Source organism: Saonia flava (genome assembly GCF_011927795.1).
In the GTDB taxonomy this organism is placed as follows: Bacteria; Bacteroidota; Bacteroidia; order Flavobacteriales; family Flavobacteriaceae; genus Saonia; species Saonia flava.
Genome location: NZ_JAATJJ010000001.1, coordinates 2355531 through 2372805, shown reverse-complemented (window position 1 = coordinate 2372805; position 17275 = coordinate 2355531). Strand labels below are relative to the sequence as shown.

The window sequence follows — 17275 nt, the reverse complement described above, 5'->3', positions numbered from 1 at the left end:
AACTAGGAAATGGCAAAAAAAGGGAAAGAAAAAAACACAGCGAACAAGGCAAAACACACCAAGCTTTTAAACCGGAAAAAGAACAAAATTAAAAAGGAAAAAGAACTTCGTAAAGAGCGCCTAAAAGCTATTGTTAAAATGAGTAAAGAAAAAGTTGAGAAGAGGGAATTATGAAAAATCATTGAAAGCACTGGCAAAACCCAAGAAGTGGATTTAATTATTCCATAGATTTGTGTAACATCAATAAAAACAATCATGTACCCATTAATAAGAAATAGAAGACTGCGTGCCAATGAATCCATTAGAAGATTGGTGCGTGAAACCATTGTTACACCAGATGATTTTTTGGCTCCCCTTTTTGTAGTTGAGGGTAAAGGAGTTAAAGAAGAAATAGCTTCCATGCCCAATTATTATAGATTAAGCCTGGACAATCTAGAAAAAGAGGTGAAAGAATTATGGGGCATGGGGCTTTGCGCCGTGTTGCTTTTTGTAAAAGTACAGGACAATCTAAAGGACAATGATGGCAAAGAAGCCTTAAATCCTTTTGGTTTAATGCAACGTGCCATAAAAACAGTAAAAAATGCGTGTCCGCAAATGTTGGTCATGACCGATGTTGCCATGGACCCCTACTCTTCTTATGGACATGATGGTATTGTACAAGATGGACAAATTTTAAATGATGAAACCCTTGAAGTACTTACAGAAATGAGTATTTCACATGCCCAAGCTGGAGCAGATTTTGTAGCTCCAAGTGACATGATGGATGGTAGAATATTATCCATTAGAGAAGGTTTGGATGATGAAAACTTAATCAATACGGGCATAATGAGCTATAGTGCAAAATATGCCAGCTCCTTTTATGGCCCTTTTAGAGACGCATTGGATTCTGCCCCCGTGGATATAAAGAATGTGCCAAAAGATAAGAAAACCTATCAAATGGATTTTGCCAACAGGTTTGAGGCCATTAGAGAAACCCAAATGGATATTGATGAAGGTGCCGATATTGTTATGGTTAAACCCGGCATTGCCTATTTGGATATTTTAAGGGAAATCAAGAATGAGGTAGATGTTCCCGTTGCCGTATATCAAGTAAGTGGGGAATATGCCATGCTAAAAGCTGCTGCAGAAAAAGGGTGGCTGGACCACGATGCTGTTATGATGGAACAATTAATAGCCTTTAAAAGAGCTGGAGCCAATATTATTGCGAGTTATTTTGCTAAAGATGTGGTGAAGTTGTTATAGTTTTACGACTAAGACCAATAAACCAAAGTTATTATGAAAAACCCAAAGCATTTATTACTTTTTTTTTCATTGATAGCATTCCTTTTTTCATGTAAACAAGAAACAGAGCAAAAGGGCAAAACTCAGTCCAAATTAAAAAATTATCAAACCGATTATTTACCTCCCACGTTTACCAATGATAATAGAACGGAGAAAATACTTGGGGCGAAACAAGAAATACATATTCTTTTTGAAGAGTATGCTCAAAAAAGAAATATTCCAGGAATAAGTTATGGAATTGTTGTGGATGATTCCATGACTTTGAGTGGTAATTATGGGAAAATAAACCTTGAAACCGAAGAAAAGGCAACAACCAATTCCTGCTTTAGAATTGCCAGCATGACTAAAAGTTTTACAGCCATGGCCATTTTAAAATTAAGGGACGAAGGTTTGCTGGACTTAGATGACCCCTTATCCAACTACTTCCCAAAATTGGCAAACCTCGGTTATCTTACAAGTGACGCCATGGAAATTGACCTTGAAAACCTATTGACCATGACTGCAGGGTTTCCCGAGGACAATCCATGGGGAGATCGTCATTTAGATGATTCAAACGAAGAATTTGAGCAACTACTTTCTGAAGGATTTTCCTTTTCCAATGTTCCCTCTTATGAATACGAATATAGCAATACAGGCTATGCCCTACTGGGACAGGTAATCAATAAAGTCACAGGAATAACATATCAGAAATATATTACCCAAAACATCTTATTGCCTTTGGGCATGAAGGACACTTATTGGGAATTTGAGGAAGTTCCTGAAAACATCTTGGTAAAAGGTTACGCCTATGACCAAAACCAGTGGATAGATGAGCCATTGCTTCACGACGGTATTTTTGGTTCCATGGGTGGGATGATAACCACTATAAAAGACTTTTCAAAATATGTAAGTTTTCATTTATCCGCATGGCCAGCACGTAGTGAACCAGAAAATGGCCCAATACTCCGCAGTAGCCTAAGGGAAATGCACACACCCAAATTTCCACGTTTGGCCTCAAAAAATACCGATTGGAATAATGAATTGTGCCCAACACTCGTGGGTTATGGATACGGTTTGGGCATTACCCAATATTGTAATGGCGTTATTCGTGTGTCACATGGTGGAGCCTTACCTGGGTTTGCAAGCGGTTATGCTTTTTATCCAGAATATGGCATTGGTGTTATGGCCTTTGGGAACCTAACCTACACCAGTCCCCTTCCTTATAACAATATACAACAATTACTTTTTAGCACCCTAGAGCTTAGCCCTCGCAAAAAAAGTGTTTCTCATATTCTAGAAAAGCGCAAAAACCAGCTTTTGTCCGTAATTGATAATTGGGATTACAACACGCACAAAAACCTTTTTGCAGATAATTTTATCTTGGACCGTTCATGGGAAGCTCGTGGAAAACAGATTAGCGAAATTAAAAAACTGTCAGGTAAAATTGATTCTGTAGGTTCTCTTAGACCAAGGAACCAACTTCGGGGTGATGTGACCTTATATGCCGAAAATGGAAATATTAATTTGTTTTTTACTCTAAATCCAGAAGCAGACCCTAAAATACAGCGGTTAGATCTAACTTTTAAGTCCGAAAATGATAATTAGAGCACCAAAAACATTTTTTACTTTCACTATGAACAAAAATTTACAAACCAACTTATCTTTCTTACTAGTATTTCAACTGTTTTTTATGTGTTCTTTAAGCGCTCAGCTTAGTTACTCTTCCCTTAATGAGGCAGGCATTGATAGTTTAAGCCTAAATCATAAAATTGATTCCATTATGACTCTGGGAATCCATAACAATGCTTTCCCCGGCGCTCAACTCTTAGTGGCCAAAAACAATAAAGTCATTTTTCATAAAGGGTATGGCTATCATACCTATGACAGCATTCAGCCAGTAGAATTGGATGATATATATGATTTAGCTTCTGTTACCAAAATTATGGGGCCATTGCCCGCTTTAATGAAGTTGTATGAAGAAGGAAAACTGGATCTAGATGAACCATTTTCAAAATACTGGAAGTCCTGGAAACACAGAAAGGACAAAAAAGATATTACACTCCGGGAAATCCTTGCACATCAATCAGGCCTTGTTCCATACATTATTTTTTTAAGCAAAGTGATGAGAAACAGGAATCTCAAAAAGAGATTTATTCGCTCAACACCTTCTCCCAATTTTCAACTCCAAGCTTTTGAAAATGGGTATGTAAAAAACAATTTCAATAGGAAAATTTATCGCATGGCCAAGCGTTCAAAAGTATCAGATGACAAGAAATATGTGTATTCTGGCCTCACTTTTTTAATATTCCCTGAGCTTATCCAACAAGTAACGGGAGACACATATGAAAAGTATGTAACTACTCATTTTTACAATGAATTAGGTGCAACAACTTTAGGTTTTAATCCAAGCAAAAAAAAATTAAAAAATACCATTGTTCCCACAGAAGTTGATACTTTATACCGAAAGGTTTTAACAAAAGGATGGGTACACGATGAAAATGCATCGCTTCTAGGTGGGGTATCCGGCAATGCGGGTCTTTTTAGTACTGCCGAAGATTTGGCAAGGATGATGCTCATGTATCAAAACTATGGAGAGTGGAATGGCAAACGTTATCTTAAAGAAGAAACTGTAAAGGAATTTGCCAAAATTCAATACCCAGAAAATGACAACCGAAGGGGTTTGGGTTTTGACAAACCTTTGATTGGCAACGATACTTTAGCACTTAAAGATGCCTACCCAGCACCAGAGGTAAGCCCCAAAAGTTTTGGTCATTCTGGATTTACAGGAACCTTTGTTTGGGCCGACCCAGAAAACAAACTAACTTTTATTTTTCTTTCCAACAGGGTATATCCCACAAGGGAAAATAGAAATTTATATGAGTTGAACATTCGTGGTGCCTTACAACAAGTTTTTTATCAAGCAGATTCTACTCAAAATCGTCTGCGTAAGTAATAATGCCCTTTGTATCTTTCAATTCAACATTGTCTATTGCTCCCCATCCGCTAAAAACATAGGTAATTTCTTTTAATGAACCTATGGGGTTCCCATACTCGTTTTCGTAAATTTTGTTTCCATTTAAGCTTAATGTTAAGACTTTGTTTTCAACATTTACATGGATGTTTTGCCAAGTATACACATCTGCTCCAAACATGGTTAAATCATTTGTTTTACCAGAAATCTGTTTTTCACTTAACTTGAGAAAAGCGTCACTCTCACAGCCTTTTTTTAATATTTGAAATATAAAATAATCATTGTTCCCTTTCAAAATAAGGGACATTTTAGGGCATTGATATGTTGGAATGGAATCCATTTTAAAAGAACTGGTATACTGGAAATTGTCCCCATCAGTTTTAAAGTCCCTAGAATTATAGAAAAGTAAGTTGGATTCTTCCAACGTTTTTTCGTTACGCAAAACACCCAAAGTCCCGTTGGTAAGCCATTGCTTCCTATCATAAAATTTTCCCGTATTGTCCCGATTGGATGTAAGGTGCCAATCATCTGTTTTAATATGCACTGGGATTTGGGCCAAAATTGTTGTGTCTGCAATAAGCTTGGCAAAATATAACCCTGGTAAATAGTATATATCCGTTTGTTGCTTGTTCTCCTTTAAAATCTCAACTCTACGGCTTGCATCCCAACTTTGTTGTAGATAAAATTTTTCTGCCTCTATTTCTGAAACATCATAGTCAAAAACCACAGAATTTGGCACTCGGTTATCAACTGATGTATGGGCAGAAAACTGAACATTGCCTATATCTAGAGTTTTATTTTTAGACTCGTTTTTAAAATAACCATAACTAAAAAAAATCAATAGGCCCATTACAATTACAATGAAGCTGCTCCATAGGATTTTATTGGAACTCTTTTCCTTTTTACTACTGATTGGTTCTTGTTTTAAAACCGAATCGGACTTTAAGGAAAGCCACTTTTTTTGAAATGCCACCTGTGAAAGCGCATCTAATGTAGAAATATGAGGCAATCTATTGTTTTCGTTTTTCCATATTCTTTTTAATGTAGAAAGACTAATTCTTATACCTGATTTTTCTTCAATAAAAAATACAAGAAAATCAAAATCCTTTTGAGACCAGTTGTCCGGAGACGGCAGTCCGGACACCTGCTGAATCTTTTTTTTCAACAGTGTTAAAAGCTCTTGGTCTTGTGGGTTTATCGTACTCATTTTAAAATGCTTGTATAAAAATAGAAAATAGTTTTAAAATGAATGGAAAATGAATGTTGCCATTCTAAAAGCTTTTGCAACTTGCTTCTTCATCAATTAAAAAAGCAACTATTATGAAAAAACTTATTTTGCTCAACAGTATCTTTCTAACGCTTCTAATTTCAAATTTTGGAATTGCCCAATTGCAAGTTACAACCCAAGAGAACTATAAAGGCCTAACCTTTATAAATGTTGAGACCCAAACTGGAATCTATAAAGGCAACGCCGCTGTTTATGGGAAGCAAAAAGGTTCAGAAGAAGGTAGTGGATTAATTATCATCAATGACATTGAATTTTCAACTGGGGTTATCGAATTTGACTTGGCCGGAAGCAGGGCTGCTGATGCCCCTGCACAAATGAGGGGGTTTTTGGGCTTGGCCTTTAGAATTAGTGAAGACAATTCCTCCTACGATTGTTTTTATTTAAGGGCGTTAAATGGTCGTTCGGATAATCAATTACAAAGAAACCATACCGTGCAGTATATCGCACCGCCAGATTTTGAATGGTCCAAACTGCGGGAAGAATCGCCTGGCGTTTATGAAACCTATGTGGATATGGTTCCCAAGGAATGGACACATGTTAAAATCATAGTCGAGGAAAACAGGGCTGAAATCTACGTTCATAATGCCACCCAACCCACTATGATTGTAAATTCATTATTGGGCAAAGAAAAATCTGGCAAATTAGCTCTTTGGGTGGGTCCTGGAACTGATGCTTTTTTTGCCAATCTAAAAATTACAAAACTTAAATGATCATGAGGATTTTTATTGTACTCATCTGTTTTTCACAGTTATCATTTTCCCAAAAAATCCCTATGGATGCCACACATTGGGAACATGATAGCACAACAGTGGAATTCGTAATGCACCGTGGTGTATTAGCGGCCAAAAACAAACCGAACAAGTATTATCAAATCTTTTTGAAGGACCATATTTTCACAAATGGGACCATTGAGTTTGATGTGGAATTGATAGGACAGGGTTTCCCTGGGATTAATTTTAGGATGTCCGAGGATAGAAAGAACGGAGATAACTTTTACATCCGCTCTTTTGGGGAAACTACCCCGTATATAAGAACAACTCTTCAATATGCAGCCATCATGGATGGGATGAGCATCTGGGACTTATCAGACGAATACCAAGCTGGTGCCACTATTTATAAGGAAGGTTGGAACCATATTAAACTTATCGTTAATGGAAAGCAAATGAAAGCCTATGTCAATGACATGGAAAAACCCGCCCTGATAGTTCCGGAATTAGAAGGTTGGCAAAATTCTGGTGGCATTTCCCTCTCAGGAAATGTTATTTATGCCAATCTTGAACTAAAACCCAATATCACGGAAAACCTGAGTCCAGAGGCTGGGTATATTTCGGCCCACAATGACACTAGATACCTAAGGAATTGGGAGGTGACCGAACCCATTAATTTTCCTTTTGGGAAGGACATAGAATTTCCACTGCCTAGTATGTATGGCAAAATAAACTCATCTAATTTGCCGGATAGTACCACAATTTGGAAACCCATTAAAGCAGAAAGCAGGGCCATTGTTAATTTGAGCAGAGAATATGGGCTATATACTGAACAAGATGGACGAAGACTAGCATGGTTAAGGACCTCCATTACATCAACCAGTGACCAAGAAAGGACTCTAAATTTAGGGTTTAGTGACGAGGTTTGGGTTTTTATAAATGGAGCAATTCTTTTGGTTGACAAGAATTATTTTGGCACTCCAAGTCAAAAAGAACCAAAGGGCCGCTGTACAATTATAAACACAAGTATAAAACTACCTCTTAAGGAAGGAGAAAATGAAATAATGATTGGTCTTGCCAATTATTTCTATGGCTGGGGGCTCATTGCCCGATTGGATAAAATGGATGGAATTACTTTTAAAAATGAAAAATGATGAATTTAAAATATCCTCTATTTATATTTATCTGTCTATTTCTGATTTTTCAATGTAAAAACAGCAAACAAAATTCCTTTTGGGAATCTCCCAAGGCCTATTTAGGTCAGAAAGTCCCAAGTGAAATACCAGAAATATTTGCCAAAGGAATGTTGGTAGATTCTGGTATTGTTTTGGGTCGGGTCGCTTTTTCTGAGAGCGGAAAAGAATTTTATTATTCCTATGCAGCTCATTGGTTTGATTCCAATAATTCAGGAACAAATATTATTTCTTTTGATGGTACAAATTGGAGTAAACCAAAACTATTTGCAGAAAATGTATCAAACCCAACATTGTCCATGGATGGCAATAGACTCTATTTTGGAGCAAGTGGCAGCAATGTTTGGATATCCGAAAAGAAAAATGGAGAATGGAACGAACCCTATGAATATTTAAATAAAAGCTATGGTTTATACAATTTTATGCCAACCCAAAGTGGAACCTATTATGTTGGCTCTGGTCTGGATAAAAGTGATTATAGTGGTTATGACTTTAGTACGTTTTCTATGAACAAAACCGATACTATAGTCAAGAGCATAGGCAAACCTATAAACACTCTAGGTTTTGATGGGGATTTATATGTAGCTCCCGATGAATCTTACATGATTATTAGTGCCGAAGAAACCCCTACATACGAAAGTAAACTGCACATTACTTTCCGGAAAGCAGATGGTAGCTGGACACCCTCTAAAAGCATTAGTTCTATAATCAACGAAGGTCCAGCTCATCGTTTTGGTCAATACGTTTCACCAGATGGTAAATATCTTTTTTATACGCAAGGCACTAGTGAAGAAGATTGCCACATCTATTGGGTACGATGGGACCTTATGTTGAAAAAATTAAAATAAAGCAGCCAGTGAATTACCTTTGAGCACTTTTGAACAAAACAAAATTTATTTGCTGAATCAATTATTATAAGTTTATAAAATGAAAAAAATCACACTGCTAATTGCACTTTTAAGCCTCATTCAAGTAACTTATTCCCAAACTCCAGAGAATATGGATTTACCTTACCGAGAAATACCTGATGGCTATTCAGAAACCTACACAGCAGGTACAGTTTCTGCTAGAATGTTAGATGGAGTAGGTTTTCGATTTTACTGGGCCACAAATGGGTTAAGACCGGAAGACTTAAGTTTTAAACCCAATGATGAGGCTAGAACCACTGAACAAACCATAGACCATATTTTAGGCTTGGTTCGCGTAGTAAACAATTCTGTAAACCAAAGACCAAACATAAACGGAACGGAATACCCTAGCCTAGATTTTCAAGGGAAAAGAAAGGAAACTTTAGAATTAATAAAAGAAGCTGCAGAAATTCTAAGAACAAGTACTTCTTCTGACTTTGAGAGCTATAAAATTGTTTTTAAAAATGATAATGGGCAATCAGAATTTCCGTTCTGGAATCAATTAAATGGTCCCATTGCTGATGCCCTTTGGCATATAGGTCAAGTGGTTTCCTTTAGACGATCTTCTGGAAATCCTTTTGCCTCTGGTATTGATAAACCCAGTGTCTTTACAGGAAAAGTCAGGAATTAAAATTAATTTATGAATTAATTTTAAGGATAAGCTAAGCCATTTTTTGTTCTAATTTATTTTAAATGAGCATTACCTTTTTGGTCTTGAGTATATTATTAAATTAGTACTTTCGTAATTCATTTTTTTATTGTCTATGGGCCTACTCATCTTTTATGCTGTCATTTCAATCTTTTTTTCTTTCCTATGTTCGATCTTGGAAGCCGTCTTGTTAAGCGTTACCCCAACTTATATAAATCTTAAAAAGAAAGAAAGAAAGGCCTATGCAGAAACACTGGAGGAATTAAAAAAAGATGTGGACAAACCTTTAATTGCCATCCTTACTCTAAATACCATTGCTCATACCGTGGGCGCTATATTAGTAGGGGTCCAAGCAAAGGTTGCATATACAGATTTATACGGCTCCACAACAAGAACTTTCTTAGGAATTGAGTTTACAGAAGATCTTATGGTAGGTGTTGTTTCCACCATTATGACCATTTTGATTCTTATTGCTTCTGAAATAATCCCTAAAACAATAGGGGCCACCTATTGGCGACAATTGGCCAATTTTACAGCCAAAACTTTAAAAGGAATGGTATTGGTCCTTAAATGGACAGGACTTCTATGGGTACTTCAGCTTTTTACAAAATTGGTAGGGGGCAAAGGGCATCATGGAAGTGTATTGAGTCGTGAAGATTTTACCGCCATGGCAGATATTGCCCATGAAGAAGGTGTTTTTCAAGAATCGGAATCCAAAGTCATCAAAAACTTGCTCAGGTTTGATGAGGTTTTTGTGAAAGACATCATGACTCCAAGGGCAGTTATGAAAATAGCAAACGAAAACAGGAGCATACAGGACTTTTTTGAAGAAAATCCCAAAATGCGATTTTCTAGAATTCCTGTTTTTGGAGAAAAAATGGATAATATCACCGGTTTTGTCCTAAAAGACAATATTCTCGAAGAGATTATCCATAAAAATGGAGATGTCCCACTTTCTGAAATAAGACGGGATATTCTGATTACCAAAAGAAGCACTCCCATTCCACAACTCTTTGAAACCTTTATAGCCAAAAGAGAGCACATTGCCTTGGTTGTAGATGAATATGGTTCCATAAGTGGATTAGTAACCATGGAAGACTTGATAGAGACTTTATTGGGCCTCGAAATCATGGATGAAAGTGACCATGTGGAAGATCTTCAACAATTGGCCAGAAAAAATTGGGAGACAAGAGCAAAACGATCTGGAATAATTGAGTAATGCAAACCGCACACATACATACCCCTTTGGGTGTTGCCAAATTAGAAGGCGATGAAAATGGGTTGTCATCAATCATAGTTCTAAACAATGAAAAAGAGGTTGATAGTGTATTCCCCGAAGTTTTAGAGGACGCCGTTTATCAATTGCATGAATATTTTGAAGGAAAAAGACGTGAATTTAGCTTGACCCTAAATCCCCAGGGAACCGATTTCCAAAAAAAAGTATGGAAAGAACTGCAGCAAATTCCATATGGAAAAACCATATCCTATCTAGATTTATCAAAACGGTTGGGTGATGTAAAAGCTATTAGGGCTGCTGCATCCGCCAATGGAAAAAATCCGTTGTGGATTGTTGTTCCATGTCATAGGGTGATTGGGAGTGATGGTTCACTCACTGGTTACGCAGGTGGATTACACAGAAAAAAGTGGCTTTTGGAGCACGAAAGCCCTGCAAAACAACAATCCTTGTTTTAAACGAATTAATTTAAATCTTATATTACAGCACATTAACTATTGATATGCTGTACAAACTCAATTTAGAACATATCCTTTTTCTTGACATTGAAACCGTTCCAGAGAGTGAAACTTTTGAACAGTTGGATGATGTAAAACAAGAACTTTGGGAACACAAAACCCAGTACCAAAGAAAAGACGAATTCACAGCCGAAGAATTTTATGAAAGAGCTGGTATCTGGGCAGAGTTTGGAAAAATTATTTGTATTTCCGTTGGGTATTTCACAAGTAAGGGAGATGTACGAAATTTTAGGGTCACCACTTTTCATGGTGCTGAAGCTAAACTTCTTAAAGAGTTTAAAAATTTATTGAATTCACATTTTAGCAAGCCCAACCATTTACTTTGTGCGCACAATGGCAAGGAGTTTGATTTTCCATATATAGCCCGTAGGATGGTTATCCATGGTATTAATCTTCCCTATAAATTGGACCTTTTTGGGAAAAAGCCTTGGGAAGTTCCCCATTTGGATACTATGGAATTATGGAAGTTTGGAGATTATAAGCACTATACTTCCTTAAAATTAATGGCAAATGTATTGGGCATTCCTTCTCCTAAAGAAGATATAGATGGCAGTATGGTTCGTGATGTATACTACAACAATGGAGATTTGGACCGCATCATTAAATACTGCGAGTTGGATGTCATAACCACTGCTCAGGTCTTTCTACGGTTACGCAATGAGGAGTTGTTAAGTGACAATGAAATAGTAAGAATTTAATTCTTATAAAACTTTGTGCTTTTAACGCCTCTTAAATCTTGGACACTTAAAATATAAAGTCCTTCCGACAAATCGCTTACATGAATTTTTGCAGCTGAAGCATTGCCTGTCTTTACAGTAATCCCTGTTGTTGAGACAATGCTGTAAGCTGCATTACTGGATATATTGCCCTCCAGACTAATTTCTTCAACTGCAGGATTTGGATAAACAGAAATACTCATTTGTGAATCTGTTGACAACGTTTCGTAATCCAATGCATCCTGCAGTTCGGTTCCCTCTGCTTCAAAAACAAAGGTAAGTTTCGGGGTGTAATCTGATCCTATATTTTCTGTACAAATGGCTTTTAATCTAAATTCGTAAGTCTCACCAATTGTCAATTCCTTTAACTCAATAAAATTGTTGTATGTGTATTCGGTAGTCCAGTCATCAGAATTTTCATTCTTGAATTGTGCCTCAAAAAGAGTGTCTGGAGCTTCTTTCCACTCCATTACTACAGATTCATCACCTGCTTCTCCCAAATTTGTTTCCGAAGGCATATCAACATTGCATTGGGTAACTTCAACTCCAGTTACAATCAAAGAAAAGTTTTGAACGCTAGTGCTCAAATTTCCCTTGTGGCTTATTGTAATAGTATATTCTCCTTTAGCATTATCAATTTGTATTTTTTCAAAAGGGTCTACTTTGTTATCTCCTTTAGTTGCAGCAGCTGTTGCGTTAGCGGCACTTAACTTCCATGGGAAAAAGGTCTTCCCATCCTTTTCAATTCTAATATCCAAATCGTTTACCAACGCTGCGGTAACATCGTTCAAGGTTCCCCTGTTCACAAATCCGGTAGCAGGATCTGTCCAAGAAATAGAAGCCATTAATGGATCTGTTCCATTTGAGTTAACCGTTAAAGTATATATTTCTCCATTTTCCAATTCGTCTTCTGAAATAACTGTGCTGTACTCTTCATTGGTAATTGCATCTGCAGCAGCTACTGTATTAATTACTCCCCAACCCATCCTATAATCGGGTCCTGGATTTTGCACATCGTCAGCAGTGTGTAATACCAATCCTTTTAGGGTGGCTGCTTTCATATATGTGTTGTTCAATCTTTCATAATACTGTTGCAACAAAAGCATAGAGCCTGTTACTCCTGGTGTTGCCATAGATGTTCCCGATGACACATCATAATTTTTTGTTCCTGTTGAAGATGTTGTAAATATATTAGTGCCCGCACCAGAAATATCTGGCTTAATTCGGCTATCATCCATAGGTCCAAAACTGCTATAACCAGCAACTGTAGCATTAACTATATTGCCCTTTCTATCAATATCAGATTCGGCAGCAGCTACCGTCACACCATTTTTTGAAGCAGAAAACCCCAAAATAAGGTCAAAGCCATCTGTGTTTTTTCCGTAAATGGGTGTATCGTTATCCCTAGAGTGTTGAGCGTTACCAGAAGCAGTAACCATTAAATAATACGGTGCATTATACATAATTTTGTCCCAATCCTGTGATATTTTAATATAAGAACCAAAATACCAATCTGGCACACGGTCTGTTTTTATTCCATAAGAATGGTTAGACAACAACAATCCATTTGCCGCTGCTTCAGCAACTTCAATTTTATCCTTTGTCCAGTCATTTGATAAAGCCGTTGCCTTATAAATAATCCCCTTCGCCTTTTCTTTTATTCCGGAAGCTATCAAAGTACCCATAACCATAGTTGCATGTTTATCTGTCTTTTCACTGCCATCTGCACTCAATACCCTATTGCCAAATTCTTGGTGGGATTTTAATGCCGTGCCTCCATCCCATACGCCTACTTGCATTCCTTCTCCATTAAGTCCCAATTTTAATGCTCCGCCATTATGCAATGCATCTGCCCTGGAAGTATGGTTTACATTGTCATTCAAAGTTGTATAATATAAAGGAGCCCCATCTTCCCCTACATCTTGCAGCTCAACAAAGCTCCCGTTTGAAAGAGTCTCTGATATAGTCCAACCATTGGCCTTTGCCAATCTCACCATTTTATCCCTTGACTGGTCGTAATCTTTTTTTAATTCTGAGTTGAAAACTGACAATTTAGAAGAATTATATTTAGCTCTTATATTTTCCTTTTGAATATCAGACTGACTAAAAACAGATACCAAATTGAAAGTAAATAACAACAAGAGCATATAAATATGCAGAGTGTTGTACGGGTTTGATTTGTAGGTCATGATGTAGGCTAAGTAGGATTTGGACTACAAACATAGGTGAAATACTCTTTTCTTTCGTTAAATGGCAACCTTTTTTCGATGAAGTGCGCGAAAATTTTAGCATTCTGTTGTGAAATGCCAATTTTTTGATGTGTAGGAAAAATCTTTCTTGATTCTTTTTAAGAAAATAAGCCTCTAAACGTTGAATTTCAGTTGAATATATACAGGAAAATGATCGCTATAGCCCCCTACATATTTTCTTCCCACATAGGTTCGGTATGGGTTGCCTTTATATTTTCCTTTCCACTCTTTTAAAAAATGCTCGTCAAAAATATTGGCATGGGCAAAACTGTGTGTTTCTTTTTCATAATTAAAAAAAGTGTGTGAAAAAAGAATTTGATCAAAAAGGCTCCACTTCCTTTTATAATTTGCGCTTCCCCTAACGGGGGACAAAAGCTGTTTCATAGGATTATAAAGAGTGCCATCCTCTAGTAAGGTATTAATACTTTCAGAATTGGGGCCATCATTAAAATCCCCCATAACAATATAATTAGGATTTTCATGGGTCTTTTCAATTATGGCCATTTTTTCCAATAGGGTCTCTGCTGCTTGTACTCTTTTATACCCAGTTTCTATCTCACCATCTCTTCTCGAAGGCCAATGATTTACAAAAATGTGGACTTCTTCCTTATTCAATTTTCCATTTACATATAAAATATCCCTAGTAGTATCTCTTTCCCCATTTGGATTATTAATCCAAACAGTAAGAGTCTCTGATTGTATCAATTCAAAATATTTGGTGTTATAGATCAAACCCGTATCTATTCCTCTTTCATCAGGGGACTCATAGTGAACATAATCATAATCTATTTCCTTTAATGTATCCACAGAGATAAGGTCTTTCACCACCTTACCATTTTCTATTTCGGCCAGGCCAATTAGGACTGGTGGTTTTGAATTTTCTGTATGTCCAATTTGAGAAATTACCTTGCCCAGTTTAATTAACTTTTTGCGATAACGTTTTGGAGTCCAATTCTTAAACCCATTAGGGGTAAAATCATCGTCCAACTTGTAGAAATCATTCGTCGTATCAAATAAATTTTCAACATTGTAAAAAGCAATGGTAAATAACTTTTTATCCTTCTTCTTCTTAAAAAACGACTTGAACATTTATTTTTATTTTGATAAGCTGCTAAAAATACAAAAATAGCTTTCCAACTATTGCTTAGATTTGCACATTAATACAATGTAGATGTTAGAAAAGAAAACCATTACTTATGAAAGAGCCGTACTCATTGGTGTAATTAACCGTGAGCAAAACGAAGATAAGGTAACGGAATATTTAGATGAGTTGGAATTCTTAACCTATACTGCTGGTGGTGAAGTATACAAGCGCTTTATACAAAGGGTAGATCTGCCCAACCCCAAAACCTATATTGGCAGTGGTAAAATGGAGGAGGTTCAAAAGTATGTTGAAGAGCATGATATAGGCTCTGTTATCTTTGATGATGAACTTTCGCCGGCCCAACAACGAAATATAGAAAAGCAGCTACGATGTAAAATATTGGACCGAACAACCCTGATATTGGATATTTTTGCGCAACGCGCACAGACCAGTTACGCCAGGACCCAAGTAGAGTTGGCGCAATATGAATATCTATTGCCACGGTTAACTGGCTTATGGACCCACCTTGAAAGACAAAAAGGGGGTATTGGTATGCGTGGCCCAGGGGAAACAGAAATAGAGACTGATAGACGTATTGTTAGGGACAGGATTTCTTTGTTAAAAAAGAAGCTATCCAAAATAGACAGGCAAATGGAAACCCAGCGAGGTAACCGTGGCGCTCTTGTAAGGGTCGCTCTGGTAGGCTATACCAATGTTGGCAAGTCTACCCTCATGAATGTGATCAGCAAAAGTGAGGTCTTTGCAGAGAACAAGCTTTTTGCCACACTGGATACCACAGTAAGGAAGGTCGTTATTGGTAATTTGCCCTTTCTTCTGAGTGACACGGTTGGCTTTATTAGAAAATTGCCTACCCAATTAGTAGAAAGCTTTAAAAGTACATTAGATGAAGTTAGGGAGGCTGATTTGCTATTGCACGTTGTTGACATTTCCCACCCAAATTTTGAAGAGCATATAAATTCTGTGAATTTAATTTTGGATGAAATTGATAGTGCGGATAAACGTACCATTATGGTCTTTAACAAAATTGACCAATACAAAGCGGAAACCATAGATGAAGATGATTTGGTTACCGAAAGAACCGAAAAACACTTCACCATTGATGAATGGAAAAAAACATGGATGGACAGAGTCGGCGACAATGCCCTTTTTATTTCTGCCTTGAACAAAGAAAACCTAGATGAGTTTAGAAAAAGGGTCTATAATGAAGTAAGAGACATTCACGTAACTCGTTTTCCTTATAATAACTTCCTATATCCTGAAAATTTGGATGAATATTAGACAAAAAACACTTCGAAGAGTGTAGTTCATCCATGAAATTGTACCGTTAATTTTTTTACCACATTTTAAAGGTGGTTCGCAACATATTTTTTCAACTTCAATATTCTAGTATTAGTTTTACATCAGAATAACAAAGTAATGGTTTCCCCAAAGCCGGCACTTAAAAGTAAAATAACTCAAATCACTCAAGCCTACGTGCTAAAAAAAAGGCCTCCAAATTGGAGGCCTTTTTTAGTTGTGCTTTTCTTATTTCATATTAGAAAGCATAGTTTAAACCAACCATCCAATAAGTTTGTAATTTATTATCTAGGTTGTCAAAAGTTGTAGTAGGAACAGGAGTTGGCCCGTTCAAAGCATAGTTTAATGCTTCTTGTTTGTTGTTTCTTAAGCCAAAATCAAACCCAACACCGATCATTTTCCACAAAGTATACCCAAAGGAATTGGTCCATGTCCAATTAGAAAGGTTGGAACTTTTATAACTTTGGAAAGCAGAAAGATTAGTCTTAAAGTTTACAGCCCCTATTTTTCTAGTATAATCTGCTACAATTTTAGCACCCATAGAAGACTCAAAAATATCATCTTCACTACTGAATACAAAGTTATAGTTCAACGGGTGTATTACTACAACCAAATCAGCAATTGGCGTCCATGTTCCACCAACACCTAAATCAAGATAACCAGGGTCATTAAAATTGTTCAAAATGGTAGTCCTATATTCTCCCAAAGCCGAAATAGCGAACTTTTCACTTAGTTTTCTGCCATATAAAGAAGATATGTTAAAAACATCCGTCGCCTCCCTAAAATCCTCACTATCTGTAGGATCGTCTTCATCGTCCAATTTAACCCAGCTTAAATTTACATTTCCAGAATTTCTCCAGAAAAACTTATCCTGATTTAAATTTGCAAAAGCATTTACCGTGAAACCAATATTTCCAGATGAATTATTTGGAAATCCTTGTGAGTACCAGTTACTAAAGCTGGAAAGACTTCCTCCAATTGTACCAAATGCACCTTTTTTCCATCCTGGAAGGGCATCTATCTGCGCCTGTAGGGCATCTACCCTACCTTGAATTGCCGCAATAGAATCTTTTTTGGGGCCTTGTAAAGCTTTTAATTCCTCCTCTGTTTGGGCACTACCTATTGCAAAGACAAAAATACCTGCCAATGCACATAAAAAATTTCTCATAATGTTAGTGTTT

At 36.8% G+C, this 17275-nt stretch carries 16 protein-coding genes; 12 read left to right on the top strand and 4 right to left on the bottom strand.

All coding sequences use genetic code 11. From position 1 onward, the window contains the following. The first annotated feature begins 9 nt into the window (after positions 1-9). The 4 genes from GGR42_RS10350 to GGR42_RS10335 all read left to right on the top strand — a co-directional run bounded on the left by GGR42_RS10350 (position 10) and on the right by GGR42_RS10335 (position 4213). Positions 10-174: a hypothetical protein gene (locus GGR42_RS10350; protein ID WP_167963569.1), complete on the top strand. Its 165-nt coding sequence runs from the start codon at positions 10-12 to the stop codon at positions 172-174. 81 nt (positions 175-255) lie between these two features. Further along, positions 256-1242: a porphobilinogen synthase gene (gene hemB / locus GGR42_RS10345; protein WP_167963567.1), complete on the top strand. Its 987-nt coding sequence runs from the start codon at positions 256-258 to the stop codon at positions 1240-1242. Between the two features lie 33 nt (positions 1243-1275). Continuing rightward, positions 1276-2865: a serine hydrolase domain-containing protein gene (locus GGR42_RS10340; protein WP_167963565.1), complete on the top strand. Its 1590-nt coding sequence runs from the start codon at positions 1276-1278 to the stop codon at positions 2863-2865. Between the two features lie 85 nt (positions 2866-2950). Further along, complete coding sequence (locus GGR42_RS10335) at positions 2951-4213, top strand: serine hydrolase domain-containing protein (RefSeq protein WP_245201429.1); 1263 nt, start codon at positions 2951-2953, stop codon at positions 4211-4213. Here the strand turns inward: GGR42_RS10335 and GGR42_RS10330 are convergent. Continuing rightward, on the bottom strand, positions 4188-5438 hold the full coding sequence (locus tag GGR42_RS10330) for a hypothetical protein (protein ID WP_167963561.1): 1251 nt from the start codon (positions 5436-5438) through the stop codon (positions 4188-4190). The genes GGR42_RS10335 and GGR42_RS10330 overlap by 26 nt on opposite strands. A gap of 113 nt (positions 5439-5551) precedes the next feature. Between GGR42_RS10330 and GGR42_RS10325 the strand changes: the two genes are divergently transcribed. From GGR42_RS10325 to GGR42_RS10295, 7 genes are all read left to right on the top strand, one after another. Beyond that, positions 5552-6229 (top strand): hypothetical protein, encoded by a 678-nt coding sequence (locus GGR42_RS10325; protein WP_167963559.1) that lies wholly within the window; start codon positions 5552-5554, stop codon positions 6227-6229. A gap of 2 nt (positions 6230-6231) precedes the next feature. Beyond that, positions 6232-7380 (top strand): family 16 glycoside hydrolase, encoded by a 1149-nt coding sequence (locus GGR42_RS10320; protein ID WP_209023954.1) that lies wholly within the window; start codon positions 6232-6234, stop codon positions 7378-7380. After that, positions 7377-8267, top strand: a complete 891-nt coding sequence (locus GGR42_RS10315) for a hypothetical protein (RefSeq protein ID WP_167963555.1) — start codon at positions 7377-7379, stop codon at positions 8265-8267. The genes GGR42_RS10320 and GGR42_RS10315 overlap by 4 nt, the downstream gene beginning before the upstream one ends. Before the next feature lie 79 nt (positions 8268-8346). Then, positions 8347-8958 (top strand): hypothetical protein, encoded by a 612-nt coding sequence (locus GGR42_RS10310; protein ID WP_167963553.1) that lies wholly within the window; start codon positions 8347-8349, stop codon positions 8956-8958. Between the two features lie 133 nt (positions 8959-9091). After that, a complete protein-coding gene (locus GGR42_RS10305) occupies positions 9092-10195 on the top strand; it encodes a CNNM domain-containing protein (RefSeq protein ID WP_167963551.1) in 1104 nt (367 codons plus the stop codon). Continuing rightward, entirely contained in the window at positions 10195-10668 is a 474-nt protein-coding gene (locus GGR42_RS10300) for a methylated-DNA--[protein]-cysteine S-methyltransferase (RefSeq protein WP_167963549.1), read from the top strand. The genes GGR42_RS10305 and GGR42_RS10300 overlap by 1 nt, the downstream gene beginning before the upstream one ends. A 44-nt stretch (positions 10669-10712) precedes the next feature. After that, positions 10713-11426, top strand: coding sequence for a 3'-5' exonuclease (locus GGR42_RS10295; RefSeq protein WP_167963547.1), 714 nt, complete (start codon positions 10713-10715; stop codon positions 11424-11426). On the opposite strand, the gene GGR42_RS10290 is transcribed toward GGR42_RS10295, so the two are convergent. After that, the gene (locus GGR42_RS10290; protein ID WP_167963545.1) at positions 11423-13633 is read right to left on the bottom strand and encodes a S8 family serine peptidase; all 2211 of its coding nucleotides are present in this window, start codon (positions 13631-13633) and stop codon (positions 11423-11425) included. The two genes, GGR42_RS10295 and GGR42_RS10290, sit on opposite strands and share 4 nt — an antisense overlap. Positions 13634-13807: 174 nt before the next feature. Continuing rightward, positions 13808-14782: an endonuclease/exonuclease/phosphatase family protein gene (locus GGR42_RS10285; RefSeq protein WP_167963543.1), complete on the bottom strand. Its 975-nt coding sequence runs from the start codon at positions 14780-14782 to the stop codon at positions 13808-13810. 82 nt (positions 14783-14864) lie between these two features. Here GGR42_RS10285 and hflX point away from each other — a divergent pair, with 82 nt between their 5' ends. Further along, positions 14865-16076, top strand: coding sequence for a GTPase HflX (hflX, locus tag GGR42_RS10280; RefSeq protein WP_167963541.1), 1212 nt, complete (start codon positions 14865-14867; stop codon positions 16074-16076). A 256-nt stretch (positions 16077-16332) separates the two neighbouring features. On the opposite strand, the gene GGR42_RS10275 is transcribed toward hflX, so the two are convergent. Further along, a complete protein-coding gene (locus tag GGR42_RS10275) occupies positions 16333-17262 on the bottom strand; it encodes a DUF3078 domain-containing protein (protein WP_167963539.1) in 930 nt (309 codons plus the stop codon). Between the last annotated feature and the right edge of the window lie 13 nt (positions 17263-17275).

Excerpts from the sequence above, each read along its gene's own strand:
- GGR42_RS10350 (WP_167963569.1), top strand. The coding sequence starts at position 10 with ATGGCAAAAAAAGGGAAAGAAAAAAACACAGCGAACAAGGCAAAACAC.
- hemB (WP_167963567.1), top strand. The coding sequence starts at position 256 with ATGTACCCATTAATAAGAAATAGAAGACTGCGTGCCAATGAATCCATT.
- GGR42_RS10340 (WP_167963565.1), top strand. The coding sequence starts at position 1,276 with ATGAAAAACCCAAAGCATTTATTACTTTTTTTTTCATTGATAGCATTC.
- GGR42_RS10335 (WP_245201429.1), top strand. The coding sequence starts at position 2,951 with ATGTGTTCTTTAAGCGCTCAGCTTAGTTACTCTTCCCTTAATGAGGCA.
- GGR42_RS10330 (WP_167963561.1), bottom strand. The coding sequence starts at position 5,438 with ATGAGTACGATAAACCCACAAGACCAAGAGCTTTTAACACTGTTGAAA.
- GGR42_RS10325 (WP_167963559.1), top strand. The coding sequence starts at position 5,552 with ATGAAAAAACTTATTTTGCTCAACAGTATCTTTCTAACGCTTCTAATT.
- GGR42_RS10320 (WP_209023954.1), top strand. The coding sequence starts at position 6,232 with ATGAGGATTTTTATTGTACTCATCTGTTTTTCACAGTTATCATTTTCC.
- GGR42_RS10315 (WP_167963555.1), top strand. The coding sequence starts at position 7,377 with ATGATGAATTTAAAATATCCTCTATTTATATTTATCTGTCTATTTCTG.
- GGR42_RS10310 (WP_167963553.1), top strand. The coding sequence starts at position 8,347 with ATGAAAAAAATCACACTGCTAATTGCACTTTTAAGCCTCATTCAAGTA.
- GGR42_RS10305 (WP_167963551.1), top strand. The coding sequence starts at position 9,092 with ATGGGCCTACTCATCTTTTATGCTGTCATTTCAATCTTTTTTTCTTTC.
- GGR42_RS10300 (WP_167963549.1), top strand. The coding sequence starts at position 10,195 with ATGCAAACCGCACACATACATACCCCTTTGGGTGTTGCCAAATTAGAA.
- GGR42_RS10295 (WP_167963547.1), top strand. The coding sequence starts at position 10,713 with ATGCTGTACAAACTCAATTTAGAACATATCCTTTTTCTTGACATTGAA.
- GGR42_RS10290 (WP_167963545.1), bottom strand. The coding sequence starts at position 13,633 with ATGACCTACAAATCAAACCCGTACAACACTCTGCATATTTATATGCTC.
- GGR42_RS10285 (WP_167963543.1), bottom strand. The coding sequence starts at position 14,782 with ATGTTCAAGTCGTTTTTTAAGAAGAAGAAGGATAAAAAGTTATTTACC.
- hflX (WP_167963541.1), top strand. The coding sequence starts at position 14,865 with ATGTTAGAAAAGAAAACCATTACTTATGAAAGAGCCGTACTCATTGGT.
- GGR42_RS10275 (WP_167963539.1), bottom strand. The coding sequence starts at position 17,262 with ATGAGAAATTTTTTATGTGCATTGGCAGGTATTTTTGTCTTTGCAATA.